The sequence below is a fragment of the Nostoc sp. NMS2 genome (assembly GCF_017115105.1).
Lineage (GTDB): Bacteria > Cyanobacteriota > Cyanobacteriia > Cyanobacteriales > Nostocaceae > Nostoc.
Map to the genome: position 1 here is coordinate 1 of NZ_JABXKH010000118.1, position 14,147 is coordinate 14,147.

Below are 14,147 nucleotides of genomic sequence, written 5' to 3' on the forward strand. Positions count from 1 at the left end.
GTTTCTGTTTTGGCTGCGGCTCTCCCAAACTCAGACCCTCTGCCATAATCCCTCTGTCAATAGGGTTTGAGACGCGCTAACCCTGGCTTTTTACCATAGCTTAGGCATCCCCTTGTCACCCGCCCTTTTTTTGTTTTGGGGCGAAGAATATCTGATATAGCCGCGAGTGAAAGTTGGAACGCTTGGGAACACTCTTGACCAAAATAGATAAGGGCGCTTGCCAGATAAAACTATTACCGTGGCACTCAACCAAACGCCAGCCAGTAAGCTCCACACTATTCCTACCCCAAACATAATCGCTATGATGAAGCCCACGCCAAACATAAATAAGGCGACTGCAAATTGAAAGCCAGTAAAAATGCCTATTGTTGCATTTTGACCAAGTGACTGATTGACCCGTTTGATGGGCGATTTATTATACTCGCTCATAACTAGCAAGCGGCTGTAACGCCGTTAAATAATATGCTTTGAGCAATCCACAAAACCAGGATTATGAAAAACACGCCTACGGGCTGTTGAACCATCTGGGTTACTTCCTGTCCTTCACCAATGCCGTTGGCAACTTTCAGCCCGGAAGCCACAAAGTATACAAACAAAAGCACTGTGATGGTTGCGTTAATAACTGCGGGAAGTGCTTTAATGGCGGCAGTAGCAGCCGCCGCGCCGCCAGCGCCACCAATACCGCCAGCGCCGCCGAACATACAAGTCATCGCCGTTTGAGCCGAATCAAACAAGCCCCACCCATAAGAGGGCATCGACTGCATGACAATGATTGTCGCTGTACCCGCCGCGTAAACGTGATGCTGATATTTGCGCCCAATCACCGCGATCGCCTTAGCCAGAACTTGAGATTGTGTTCTTCGCACAGAATTATTAGATGCCAAGAGAATTGCTCCTTTACTTCATAAACATAAAAATTACTTTTTCGAGCCTCTTTGAAGAAACTCATTCTCTATATCAGCTAAAGTATGCTCTCTAGCTAGTGAGCGAATTTCTTGAAGGGGAGCAATATGATACTTGTATAGCTTGCTCATGCCATTTAGACCACCTGTTTTTTTGTTGGTGAATTTCTTGAACTCTGGCAAGCACTTCCGAGCGATATTTAAATATGCTTGCAGTTGCCTTGCAGAAACCTTTGGCTTTAACATCGCCGCTACTTCTGGTCTTGTTAGTTCTTCATTTTGCCAAGCATTCCCCCCTATCCCCATGATTCTGAGAACTTCTTGTCACTTCTAACTACATATAAAAATACCCGCCTTTTTCGTGGCGGGGAAGGGGACATTTTACCCAGTTCGGAAATATTTATAGGTAAAAAGCAACTATTTTTTTTCCTTCGCGTTCCCACTTCTCATTCAAAAGCCAGCAAGTTGTATGAACAACCTTCATTGGATTTCGATGCTTCTTTCCACACCTGAACCAGCTTCGGACAGTATCGTAACTTTCGTATCCTAATACGAACGCCATCTCTTGATAAGTTAATTTCCACTTCTTCTTAAACTCTATTGGGTGCATAGTATTTAATTGATACTTGCATGATGAACTTATTTAATATTTATAGCATAATTAGTTAGTCAATTCTTTATATTTTTTTTGGGAATATAAATCAGTTTTTTATATTTGTTTGTCTTAATTTTTGATAAAAAATATTAACTATTGTCGGATCTTTCCTCCTTATTTATAATAGAGATATTCCCTTTTAATCAATCAAATTTATGTCAAATACAGATGCTCATTTTCACCAATATTTCAACCCAAAAGTCAAGTTAATAAATATGACGAAAATCCAGTGCTATTAGCCAATCGACTGACTCCAACTGATGACCAAATTAGAGATTGGCTACAATCACCACAAATCAAACAGTGGCTTACAAAACTACTAATGGGCATACCGAATAATCTCAAGATAGAAGCAATAAATACCATAATCAAAAATGTTATACAAAACCCAGACAAAGACTGCCGAGTACAATTCGGTAGTGCGGCCATTGGAGTTGATGTTTTACGGTGGCAACTTTGGGCATCTTATCGACTACCTTACGCCAGTGGAATCAAAGCTCCAGATTGCCCCTACACGTTGAAAAAATATTTGGATGCTCCCGACTAACTTACCGGATGATATAACCCCGTATTTTCGTTAAATTCCCACCCCATACCTGCTCTATCCTTCCCCTTACACCATGCTACAAAAAGCGGTGGATGCAGATTAATTCGCTCCTTGCGTACAGTTTCTTGACTTACACCAAGTCTAGAAGCTAAACCTTCTTCAGTTAGCGGTTGCATTCGCGGACTTTGCCCACGATAAGATGAATTATTGTAGTACGATTTGTTGCCCCGCCCTTGTTGGTTGTTGAGGTAGTTTTGAATTTTGATAATTGCCTCAGCCAACTGTGTCATTCGGGCTGTTATCTGTTCAATTTTTTCTGATAAATCGGTGAGATTATCGATTGCTGTGGTTTCGTTGCTTTTAGATTCACTCTTTAACTGTGACTCGAGTTTATCAAGTCGTGAGCAAATATCTAATATCGTTTCATTGGTCGAACTGGGGTGAATATTATTACTAGTAACTAAGTATTCCTCAACGCTTGCCTTAATCTTAGAGTCCAAGCGTTTATCTAAATCATTGCCACCAATTCCATCAAGGTTATCACGGTCATCATCTAAGTAGAGTTCGATAAATTGGGTGAGCGTGGCTGTTGCCGTCGTCCCTTTGGAGTTGCAACGGGCGATAAACTGCTCCCACATCTTTTGGTCACAGTTGAAAGATGCTAGCTTTTTCTTACGCCCTGTATTGCTCATCTCTACGTATCATCTAGGTAAACTGGGACTGTCCACGCTTATTAAATCGTGTAATTCATCATGATGAATTACCTTGATAGTATCATCGCCAAATGTGTCAGCGCATTCTTCAAGCGATGGCTTTTGTAAAGAGATGCTACTGCCAACGGCTACCATTGGCGATCAAAAATTATCTCAGGCTTAAACACTTGCAGGATTGCCTTATCTAATTTTTGCTCATCGAAACAGTGCTGAGTACCTAGTTAGATTGCTGAGTAAGAAAGCAATAATTGCATTCAGTACAGTAAGTCTGTACCCCTACTCAAAAGTTAGCTACGCGTAGCATCTCTAAAAGTTGCCCCTGCTTTTAAGCCCTGGAAAAAAATAAATATTTATTTCGAGATTATTGCACGAGAAATAATGCATTCATCCTTGCTTCAATCCCCTAAGATAAATCTTACGGTTACTCAGCACTCTTTAACTTAAAACTGTTTTGTTCTGATCGCTGATAGGATGATTAACTATCGGGGGTTCGGGGCTGTGAAAATTGACCGTCACGGGAAGGCAAAGGTTTTGTCGGCAGAAGAAATCCAGCGTCTGTTTACTTTGGGGTTAACCACAGAACGAGACAGAACCCTAATAGGCGTGATGCTGTACACGGGTTGCCGCGTCAATGAAGCAGTTACCCTAAAAATTAAAGATGTTTATAACAGTAAGGGACGGATCAGAGCAGAGCTGATCATCCGTAAAGGGAATACAAAGGGAAAGTTAGCTACCCGCAGCATTCCGATTTTGTCAGAACTAAGGAACTTCTTAGCTAGTTACAAACCGACAAACTCCCGTGACGGTTTTTTGTTTCCTGGTAGATGGGGGCGCGGTCACTTGCACTCAGAATATGCAAGCCTAATCTTCCGACAAGCTTGCGAACGTGCGGATATCGAAGGAGCAAGCACACACAGTTGCCGCAGAACTGCACTTACTTTCATGAGCAATGCCCGAATTCCTCTGAGAGTCATCCAAGAAATCAGTGGACATCGCAGCTTAGAGCAACTGCAAAATTATCTGGAGGTGGAACCATCCCAAGTCCGGGGTGCGATCGCGGCGTTGTCGATGTTATCACCGCCATCGATGAGCAGCAACAATCAAGACATGCAAAATGCGGATAACACGAAGTTATCATCGGAGTGATAGATCAGGAAATACTTTTTAGTTGATCTAGACAGGATCATTCACTAATAAAGCTTAAAGTGATTTTTCCCAAAAAGCCATTTACAATTTTATCGGCAACACCTCAAGCCATAGCCAATGATAAAAATGAGGCACAGATTGCTCTTTATTTACGTAGCTGAGTCAAGGCTTTGCCCGCCTTCGACATCGCCGACTTTATCCTTCCACAGGCAACACATCTTCATTCAGTAAGGCGTAAAATTCCGGGACTTGATCCTCGACAAGTCGCAGTTCACTCGCCGCGATCGCTTCAAGTTCCAGCACCGTTTCCCAGCGCAAATCACTCTGCCATCGCTTGAGAATGCCTTTAATTGCATCCACTCCACGAGAAATACCAGAGCGAAGTATTTCTACGCAGTGGAGTAGCGTAATGCGACCGGTCGGAGGCGACTCAAATTCGGTAGTATCCTCCCCTTGGCAATGGGAGTTCCCTATAGCATTAAGGGGGGGTGTGGATACGGCCTGCTGATTCGGGTTTACATTATACGCAGCAGGGGTTTGAGCAGCAGAATAGGTTCGATTTTCTTTTTGATTACGTTTCGTGTCACGATGAGCAATTACATGCATTGCAAATTCCAGTTGCTCTTTAGATAAAGAGAAAAGTTTCACCTGTTGACCCCGTTTACCCTGCTTACGGAAGGTCAGTTTTAGCCCCAGCTGCTCGACTAAAGTTCCTAGCAACCAAATAGGCTTACAGTCGCTGGGGATAGTAAACCCAAGAATTGCTTTGACGTGAGCAGCACAATGTATAGCAATCTCCGTCATCTTGAGTAAGGTGGAATCATCGGCAGTAAATTCATCACCAGCAATTAGGCGCTTAAGAATCTGATGCAGCCCCAGGTTAAATCTAGCCAGCCAGCGTGCCGAGTAATTACCCCAGTCGATGCACAAAGGTAGATTGTCGCGTTCGGTGCGGTCTTTTTGAGTGACAATTGTTGGTGGCGTAGGATAACTTTGCCCAGTTTTGGGGTCAACAATTGATTCTTCGGCTGGTGCTAAAATTGCCTCAAGTCCAGCTAGCGATCTTATTAAGCGACCACCTTTATCCATTTCTACGAGTGATTCAGTTACTTCGATGCCGTAAGAATCAGAAATGCGGAACTTTTCACATTCAAAAATTTCATTAGGGTCAAGGTAATCTTTGCTCTGACGGGCGCGGTACTCACTCAAGGTAATATTGTTAGCCTTGGCAACAGCCGAAGTGTGGGCACTGTCCAAAGCTTGTGCTGCTGCTTTTAGACTTTCTCTTGCTTGGTCATCATCATCACTGCCCACACATATAAATGTATTGCCCATTTCGGTGAGGAGCGATCGCAGATCATCGCGGAGATTATTGAGAGAATAGTGACGGTTGGCGAGAGTCTGGCAGTAAGCCTCAAGCGCCCAATCTTTCTCGGCTCCCCGCTTGCCTGTTTGACGGTCGATCCGCAACAGAAAAGCAGTCATTTCATTGGTTTGGAGGAGGCGTTCTTTAATCTTGGCGGCGTTAGTATCTTGGTAGCCGAAAGGAGGGCGCGGGGCCACCCAAATATGAAAGGGGATTTTTGGACGATAGCGGTACAGTTGTTGAGCGCACTCAGTAGCAGTTTGAGAAACGCCGTGAAATACACCAAACACCAAATCAAAATGATACTCCGAAATATCGACACCAGTACCGAGACTGGGAGAGGTGAACAAGGCATCGAAGTTTTTGACGGCGTTGGTGATATCTTTGATGAAAGCGACATTCTCATCACTGCCAGAATTGTCTGAATGAATAGACCAAATCCGCCATTTTTGTGGTGTATGGGATTGGTCAGAGTTAGATTCTGAGTACTTGATAGCAAAAGACTTGTCGAGTTTCTTGATGAAACGCTTGGAGTCGCTGGCTACCATAATTTTCTCACCAAGCATCAGCGCTGCCGAGATTTGGGCGACTAAGGCGCTAGAATTATCCCCCTCGTACCAATAAATTGTGCGTGAACCGTTTCGCCACTCGTTTTTGATAATGTACGGGACTTCCTCTTTTGGTCGCATTGCAAGAAAGAAGTCCACTGTCAGGTCATCCATGTGTGCATCAGCGATGACGACCAGTGGCGCATTGTATACTATATATTCCAAGACTTCTAGGATTGCTGCACGATGCTGTTTGCAAGTATTACTGTGTAGTAGGTGGGTGAGGTATTGGCAGGCTTCATCAATAAATATACAGCCGTAGGTGAGAGACTGAGTATTCAACTTATGCAAGCTGTCAATAGTAATACTAAGGGCTGGGGCCTGAGCTAAACCTGTGTAACCCAAGTCTGAATACATCGCCGTCTGCAAGCGTTCGGCAAGATTTTTCAACAAGTTAACCCGATGTCCATTGTTGAGAAATCTGGCATTAGGATTTTGGTCACGCCACCAGCGCATAAGTTCAGTTTTGCCTGTACCCATATCGCTCCACAAGACTACTAGCCCTTTTTTTGGAAAACGGAAAGATTTTTTGGGGTAAGGGGTAAGGGGTAAGGGGGAAAGGGAGTCAGAATCTATTAACTCTTGTTTTTCTTCTCCTTCCCCACAGTTTGTAGGGCTAACACTTGGGGTGAACAATTGCTCTTGTGCAATATCATAAAGTGGCGGTACAGATGAACATTTTTCTGATAAGTCAGGAATGCAGAGTGCTTGGGTCAAATATTTAATATTGACTGTGACATCCGGTTTGTACTTACTTAGTCCCCATTTTTTAGCCCGATACGAGCGTTGGTAATCTTTGAGTGATTTGGCATCGTTTATAATTGCAGTCAGCAGGGCATTCGCATCTTTGCCCCTTTCCACTACGAAATCATCAATACCTTTCTCTGGGCCTGGTAACAGCGCAACTTCACATTCACAACCAGCAGACTCAATTGCCTTTGCAGTGCGAACAGTGGCTTGGTAAACTGACCACCTGGTTTTAGCTTTAGTTTCGTGGTCAAAAAGAATTATGAACTTGCGCCCCGCCTGAGCCATTGGTAATAAGTCAGGATGCAACCGTTCATCAAAATCTTGTTTGCCCACGCGCCCGTTCCAAATTCCCGGAAGTGCGATCGCTACAAACCCTAAACTAAGCAAGCAAGCGGCTTTCTTCTCCCCTTCGCATAATATTATCGGAATCTCTGGATGCTGTTTCACCCACTCCCAAAATATTAGTGGATTGAGTTGATCCAGCAAGCGCAATGCTAAAAGTGAATGATAGCGCTTAATTAAATAACGCTTTGCAACTTTGTCCCAGATGGGGTTAGCGACATCAAAGTAGGTAACGCGGTTGGGGGTTTTGGGGGGTGACTCGTACTTAACTGGCTTGCCTTTTTCCCAATCAATGCGGGGGAAGTTGGGCTTAATCCGCCCCCAGTCCATTGGTTGCCAGTTTTTAAACGGGTCAAGAGATTGAATCCATGTTCCCCCCAGTAATAGATGCTGATACATTTTGATGTATGCATCTGTGACTCGACCTGCATTTTTCCGAGGGATTTTATTAGAGATGAACAGGTAGTCGTAAATTGATTCTCCTTCAATATGGAAGAAGTTGCGCTCAATCAACGCTGGATGAATGGCACTACCAACTGTTAGCTCATGGTATTCAGCAGCCGTGAGGTTGTTTGGGTATTCAATTGGAGAGGCAACGCCAGGGTCAAGGGAAAGGGGTAAGGGGGAAGGGGAGGAAGAATTTGTTAACTCTGACCCTAACCTTTTCCCTTTTCCCTTTAACCTTTGCCCCCTAATATTCGGGGTATGGTTCATTGGCTCTCCCCTTGGAATTCCTTGGAGAAAGCTGTATCTAATCTCAAAGTAATATCGGTGCCCAAACTTTTCCCACTCGCCAACACGATACCCAAAAGCAACGCTGGAGAAATCAGCAGCAACAAATCTGTTGCTCTAGTAGTTAGCCAAGTTTCCTTGGCTGGGTAAAGATAAAGGGGTAAAGGGGAAAGGTATTTTATCCCTTTCCCTTTTAACCTTTCCCCAATCCTCACCCAGCATTTTTGAGTTGGTAGACCACTAGGCAGGATATTCCTGAAATTACCCGACGCTACAGCACAAAGTTGCCGTACAAAAGCTGCACTTTCTGATCCCAAGGACTGAACTACTGCGCTCTTGGGTTTGCTATTTATCACAATATTTTCCCCTGATAACTCGGTTTACAAGCTTCAGAGGGGGTTGCATCAGTTATCAGTCAACAGTCAACAGTTATTAGTTATCAAAGACTCTGACTGATAACTGGTAACTGGTAACTGTTATTCGCGCTGCTACTGCTTTTAGCTACAAAATTCGGGATATTTCTTAATCAAACTTAACCCTATTTAAATCTTTTGAATTTCAACAGCAAAAACTGCCACACGAAACTGGTGCTTTTCGTGTGGCTTCTCGTATAATACAAGAAGCAGCGTGGACTCAATCTCTTTTTACCAGTCAGTGGAAACAAGTCGCCAAACTTTAACTACCACTGCTTTGGTTGCTTTGAGATAACCCCGCTCTGAAATTATTCGGTTTTTTGAGCCTTGGACAAAGCGCCTACTCTTTAGTGGCATTTTGTCCTTTAAATTTTTGGTGTTGTTGTGTATCTCCCTCCATTTGTTGTTCGTTTTGATCTTACAGAACTTCTGGTCGTCTGGTATCTAGCGTCGTTTTGATTTTTACTTGTGACCTCCATATTTGCTAAGGATTGCTTTAGGGGTAATCGAGGGTTGGTAGCACCTCTTTCTGTGTAGGGTGGATTACCCTGGCTCAAGCAGTACCAGGCGTGGCTGTTGCTTCTGGTTTAGGCTTGCTGCGCTGAAAAACTTACTTGTATATTATTAGGTTTATCCAATACGAACCTGTTGTCTGTTTGCTGACCGAGTTGAAGAGTGATTGTTGCTATACATTGGGGGCAATTACTAGCAGCGTCAGTCAATTTCTTCCAAACTTTGGGTTTTATAACTGAAATGATTCGTCCGTCACAGTCAATATCAAATTGCTGCCAGCTATTCTCCAGTATCTTGGCTTGAGGAAGTTCGTTGATTTTTGTGGTAATCTCTAGTTTTCCTGTAATCATGGATACCTCTGTTATGATGCGATTGGGAAATTGGATGAAGCTTTGGATGTGTATACCCACCCTTGTGGATCTGTTTTAATATACTTTTTCACCACTGGTTCTAAATTAAAGCTGATTTCTTCTGTAATAGGGTCTTTAATAGTTTCAATTAATGAGTGTTTTTCAAGTATCTCTAATGCCTTAATTAGCTCAAATTTTGAAACTGAGGTTTGCGGTTCACGATTCATGTCATTTAATAGTTTAGCAAAGCCAACGTATTGTGAATTTAAAGTTACTTCTTCTGTTAAATAAATCATAATTCGCTTCTGAATTTTGCTCAATAATTGACTAAATACATGATTCAGCATTTCTTGAAACTGGTCACTAACTAATGTAGTTGGGTTTTCAAAAAACTTTTCGGTGCTACCTCCAAAGAAGTGATGAATTCGATTAATTACTGCTTTTAATTCTGAAGGATTACCTCTATAAGTTTTGATTAAATCATTGCATTTTTCTTGATCTATTAATCCTTTGCTAGATAAAAGCTGTAACGCAGCGTCTGCCTCTAACCCTTCAATTCTAAGAAAATCGATAGGTAATTCAGCTGCTATTAGACTCTCAATCTCATCAGGAAAAACTCGACTAGTTATGATTACGCAGCTTTGACACAGCTCCTCTGTTAAGCGACGAAAAAATAATCCATAGTCTCGTCGATACTGAAAGTTACTTGTTTGAAATAAAGCTTCAGATGCATCCAATACGAGCAAGCAGCGACGTGATTGCAACTGCTTGATCAATATCGAAATCATGGACTGTGTATGCTCAGGCAAGCTTGAAGACATTTCTGTGGGTTGGATTAACTCTATCAAATCACCTACTAAGTCTTGAACTAATGGTGCGTGGGCCACCGATTTCCAGATTAAACAATCGAATCTAGGTTGAGACTCCAAACCAAGTTCTTCTAATAGTTTTGCTGCTAATGCGCTTTTGCCAATTCCTGCTGCCCCTACTAGCAATATGCATCTCTGCTTAATCGCTAACTCTTTTAAATGTATTAGTTCTTGTACACGACCATAAAAACTGGACACATCAGGTGATTTACTCCCAATCACTTGTATCCGATTCTTAGCAGGGTATGTTTGTTCTTCACGTATGGCATCTGGAAACTGATACTTTTTTGCTACTCGCTCTAAAAAATACCGCAAGCTTTGTTTTTCAACTCGTTCGCCATCTCCAATAGTTGTTGAAAGCATATTCCACAGGGGAGAGGCTACTCGTCGTTGCAAGTAGTTAAGACTGTAAGTCGAATTGCTTGCTACATCCTTATACTCCTTTCCATCCCAAGCTGCTTTAATAACAAGAATCTCAGGCGGAGACAAGCGTTTGCGTCTTTCGGTTAACACTAAGTTGTCTACTACAGCCAAGGCATCTTCAAAAGTTACATCTGCTGAAAATCTTTGCCCTAAAACTTTCTGTTCTTTCACAAGAACAGAGGAAGCGTTAGTAGACTTAAGTCTTGATTCAGCACTAAAATCCATATCTTTATAATTTTTGTTGGTGTATTAAATATCTATGAGGATTTTTTATTGTAGATTAAAGCTAGCTCAAGTAAAAAGTATACTGCATCTCTAAAACTATACTGCACTTCTATGATACTTGATCGTTGTTCATAATTGTTCACATTACACACTTATCATAATATTTTCTAATAAAACCACTTAGACCTTCAAAGAGGTCAACAACCCTTAGTTTCTTGCCGAGGTCTTTAGCTCGGATTTATCACTCGTTTTCTCAAAGCCTTACATAACATAGATTCAGGCGTTTCACACTGGATAAAAATTTTTAGCTGTCAGAAATGACTGAAAGATATTTTGGGTAGAGGTTACGATGAATCTGATGCCTGCGGCAAGCGTAGCCATTGTGGGACTTATGAGAAATGTGGGTTCAGGCAACTAATGTTTAAGTCTTAGCTGACCAGACTACTAAATACTACATAAAGCTGACGATTATGAATACACATGTACAAAATAAATATTTACTAGGTAACTCTTCATGTTTTAAACCCGGAGGAGGAAGGCGCGAGGAAGTTTTGTGAGTTACTGTATCAATCCCCTATGCTCTCACCGTCAAAATCCAGACAACGTTGAAAAGTGTGTATCGTGTGGTACTTCACTACTGATTAATAACCGTATCCGTCTAGTCAAACCATTAAAAGCGCTTACTGATAATCCATACAACTACTTTGATGTTTTTGAAGTAGATGACACTGGTACTAAGTGGCATCCAGTTCGTGAACAACGAGTCATGAAAGTTCTAAAATGGAATACACCTAAGCTTGTAGAGTTAATTGAGCGGGAATCTCTCACTTTACAACTAATTCGACACCCAAAAATTCCTCGCAGTACTTTAGATGACTATTTTACTTTTGTTCCAAACAATAGTCTTCTAACATTACATTGCTTAGTTATGGATAAATTTGAGGGACAAAACTTGGAGGAATGGATAGAATTTAATGGGAAAATTTCACAATCTTTAGCATTAGAATGGCTTAAGCAGTTAGTTGAAATTCTTGATACAGTACACCGCTCTAATTTTTTTCATCGAGATATCAAACCTTCTAATATAGTTCTTCAGGTAAATGGTCAACTGGCATTAGTTGATTTTGGTACTGCACGGCGAGTAACTGACACCTACCTGGCGAAAGTTAGTGGAAGTGGGGGAACTAGTGCAGGCAGGGGAGGAGTATATGAAATTACAGCCGTTGTCACACCTCGTTATACCCCTTTGGAGCAGATAAATGGACAAGCAGTACCTCAATCAGATTTTTATGCTTTAGGGCGAACCCTTGTACATTTAGTTAGTGGTATGTCACTGATGCGTCTGCCAACAGATAAGAGTACAGGAAATTTAATTTGGCGAGACAAGGCTTTACAGATAGACAGACCTTTCGCTGATTTTATAGAAGATTTAATGGCTCCCTTGCCAGGGCAACGCCCGCAAACTACAGGAGTAATTTTGCAGCGTTTAGAGCGTTTACCATTTAAATCAAAACTTAATCGACTAATTAAATCGAGGTCATTTAGAGTTGGTGTAGGCGTATTAGGTTTTTTAAGCATCGTTAGTTTGATATATGCGTCCCTACCTTTAGTAGCAAATTATTATCTAAATGAAGGCAAAAAAGCTCAACAAGAAAATAGATTTAATGAAGCAAAAAGTTATTTTCAAAAAGCAGTTAATTTGAATTATAAGTTAAATTTTATAGTAGCAACCTCTTTTTTAGAACAAGGGGAAAAATCACATAAAGAAAATCGTATTATAGATGCTGAAAAAGACTTTGAAGCAGCAGTCAAATACAATCCTAATTTAACTTATTCAATCTCTAAGTTCTACTTTGAGCAGGCTGAACGGCGCGGAATAGCTCCTGGAATTGCTAAAAAATACTATGGACTAGCTATCAAATTTAATCCTAAAGATGTAGTCATTTACAATAACTTGGCTTTAGTATGTCAAGATTTAGGTGATGACAAGTGCGTTAACGATAGTTATGAAACCCTGTTTAAATTAAAACCTAATGCTTGGGAAGGGCATTACGGATTGGGAAGTTTTTACGATGAACGAGGCGAATACACATTAGCGGAAATCCAATATAAATTGGCTATACAAAATAGCAACAAAGATGCACAACCCCTTAATAATCTATCAAGATTAAAGAATATAACTGGGGATTATAATGCAGCAGTTGGTTTAGCTCTAGAAGGCTTACAAAAAACTAAAGATCCTGAAAGACAAGCTACTTTGTACAAGAATTTAGGGTGGGCGAAATTAGGGCAAAAGAAATATGGCGAGGCGAAGGAATATTTAGAAAAAGCGATTAAATTAGACTCCAAAAGAACAGATGCTTACTGCCTGCTAGCACAAGTACATGAAGCTTTGGGTGAAATTAATCATGCCAGGATATCCTGGGAAGTCTGCTTGGTTGCTGAGTCTAACCAGTTAGAGGTTCAGAAATGGAGAAAGCAAGTATTAAAGCGGTTATTGGGAGATATTGTACCGGGATCTTTACCATAGGCTTTTTTTGTCCTCTAATCCCGTTATGCTACTAAAAAAGAAAATAAGTAGAAAAAATTTTTCAATGCCCAATCCAGCCACACCCAACTCAACAAACGAAATAGGGAAAAAAGTCTCTAAAGTTCAAGTTTTAACAATTGCATTAATAATGCTGCTATCAAACTCTGGCGACGCATTGGCTCAACCTAAACTACTAGCAAGGCGTGTGTGCATTAATGAACTTGGTCGAATTGTCAGTTTAGGCGATCGCTATCTAGCAGTCGGAAGCGAGATTTGTCTAGGAGATAAGATTAACCCAATTAATGGAAGTACGGTTAAGGCTGTGTGCTATTCGAGTCGCCAGGTTTTAGAATTTCAGCAAGGTGCTGTTTTCGGTGTCTCAGGTATATGTACGCCGCAACAGGTTCAAGCAGAACGACGGCAATGTACACCTCTAAATCGGAATGTCTGTCCGAAGATGAAAGGGCCAAGTGAAGATCAAGATTCACTAAAGCTGATTACTCCCTACGGAAATATACTTTTAAATACCCGACCGACAATTTCTTGGCATCCTGTGAAGAATGCTACCAGCTATACAGTAGAGATCACTAGTTACGAATTTCACTGGGAAGCAGAAGTAAAAGATACTATACTGCCCTATCCAAAAAAACGAAAAGAATTGGAGTACAGTGCTGCGTATACAATTACAGTAACTGCAAATAAAGGTGACTCTCCTATTAATTCTCCTGGGAAGTTAGTAGTCCATGTATTGCCTGAAAGTGATGTTAAACAGGTTGTAGAGCAGGTAAATGTAATTAACAAATTAGGCTTATCTGCCGACGAAGCTGCTCTTCTCGAGCTAGATATTATATATATGTCAAAAGGGTTTTTAAATGAAACAATTAATTCATTAAAAGCAAGAGTGGCAGCAGGTAGTAAAAATCCGACTCTGTTTAGAGTACTAGGTGTAGCGAACTGCAAACATCCAGCGATAAAACTGCAAACAAGGCGATTTTGAAACCACATTCTGGTTCTTGTCAGCTTTTGGTGATGATGAAAGGTTACGCGCTTTAAGGCAGAAGGC

At 41.4% G+C, this 14,147-nt stretch carries 12 protein-coding genes; 4 read left to right on the forward strand and 8 right to left on the reverse strand.

Going from position 1 to position 14,147, the window contains the following annotated elements; all coding sequences use genetic code 11:
* Positions 1-90: 90 nt before the first annotated feature.
* The 3 genes from HWQ36_RS21110 to HWQ36_RS21120 are packed head-to-tail and all read right to left on the reverse strand — an operon-like array spanning position 91 to position 1,208.
* On the reverse strand, positions 91-429 hold the full coding sequence (locus HWQ36_RS21110) for a hypothetical protein (protein WP_292706153.1): 339 nt from the start codon (positions 427-429) through the stop codon (positions 91-93).
* 2 nt (positions 430-431) lie between these two features.
* Positions 432-884 carry a hypothetical protein gene (locus tag HWQ36_RS21115; protein WP_292706156.1) on the reverse strand — a complete coding sequence of 151 codons (453 nt, stop codon included), beginning with the start codon at positions 882-884 and terminating at the stop codon, positions 432-434.
* 33 nt (positions 885-917) lie between these two features.
* Positions 918-1,208, reverse strand: coding sequence for a hypothetical protein (locus tag HWQ36_RS21120; RefSeq protein WP_292706159.1), 291 nt, complete (start codon positions 1,206-1,208; stop codon positions 918-920).
* Positions 1,209-1,786: 578 nt separating this feature from the next.
* Here HWQ36_RS21120 and HWQ36_RS21125 point away from each other — a divergent pair.
* On the forward strand, positions 1,787-2,104 hold the full coding sequence (locus tag HWQ36_RS21125; RefSeq protein WP_292706162.1) for a hypothetical protein: 318 nt from the start codon (positions 1,787-1,789) through the stop codon (positions 2,102-2,104).
* Here HWQ36_RS21125 and HWQ36_RS21130 read toward each other — a convergent pair.
* Complete coding sequence (locus tag HWQ36_RS21130; protein WP_292706164.1) at positions 2,101-2,796, reverse strand: hypothetical protein; 696 nt, start codon at positions 2,794-2,796, stop codon at positions 2,101-2,103. The genes HWQ36_RS21125 and HWQ36_RS21130 overlap by 4 nt on opposite strands.
* Before the next feature lie 519 nt (positions 2,797-3,315).
* On the opposite strand from HWQ36_RS21130, the gene HWQ36_RS21135 reads away from it, so the two are divergent.
* Entirely contained in the window at positions 3,316-3,963 is a 648-nt protein-coding gene (locus tag HWQ36_RS21135; protein ID WP_292706166.1) for a site-specific integrase, read from the forward strand.
* Positions 3,964-4,158: 195 nt separating this feature from the next.
* Here HWQ36_RS21135 and HWQ36_RS21140 read toward each other — a convergent pair whose 3' ends face one another.
* The 4 genes from HWQ36_RS21140 to HWQ36_RS21155 all read right to left on the reverse strand — a co-directional run bounded on the left by HWQ36_RS21140 (position 4,159) and on the right by HWQ36_RS21155 (position 10,554).
* Positions 4,159-7,743, reverse strand: coding sequence for a plasmid replication protein, CyRepA1 family (locus HWQ36_RS21140; RefSeq protein WP_292706168.1), 3,585 nt, complete (start codon positions 7,741-7,743; stop codon positions 4,159-4,161).
* A complete protein-coding gene (locus HWQ36_RS21145; protein ID WP_292706170.1) occupies positions 7,740-8,117 on the reverse strand; it encodes a hypothetical protein in 378 nt (125 codons plus the stop codon). The genes HWQ36_RS21140 and HWQ36_RS21145 overlap by 4 nt, the downstream gene beginning before the upstream one ends.
* Positions 8,118-8,761: 644 nt before the next feature.
* Positions 8,762-9,037, reverse strand: coding sequence for a fertility inhibition FinO-like protein (locus HWQ36_RS21150; protein WP_292706172.1), 276 nt, complete (start codon positions 9,035-9,037; stop codon positions 8,762-8,764).
* A gap of 11 nt (positions 9,038-9,048) precedes the next feature.
* Positions 9,049-10,554, reverse strand: coding sequence for an NACHT domain-containing protein (locus HWQ36_RS21155; protein WP_292706174.1), 1,506 nt, complete (start codon positions 10,552-10,554; stop codon positions 9,049-9,051).
* 553 nt (positions 10,555-11,107) lie between these two features.
* Here HWQ36_RS21155 and HWQ36_RS21160 point away from each other — a divergent pair.
* Together HWQ36_RS21160 and HWQ36_RS21165 are read left to right on the forward strand one after the other, a co-directional pair.
* Complete coding sequence (locus tag HWQ36_RS21160; protein WP_292706176.1) at positions 11,108-13,084, forward strand: serine/threonine-protein kinase; 1,977 nt, start codon at positions 11,108-11,110, stop codon at positions 13,082-13,084.
* A 64-nt stretch (positions 13,085-13,148) separates the two neighbouring features.
* On the forward strand, positions 13,149-14,081 hold the full coding sequence (locus tag HWQ36_RS21165; protein ID WP_292706178.1) for a hypothetical protein: 933 nt from the start codon (positions 13,149-13,151) through the stop codon (positions 14,079-14,081).
* Positions 14,082-14,147: the final 66 nt, after the last annotated feature.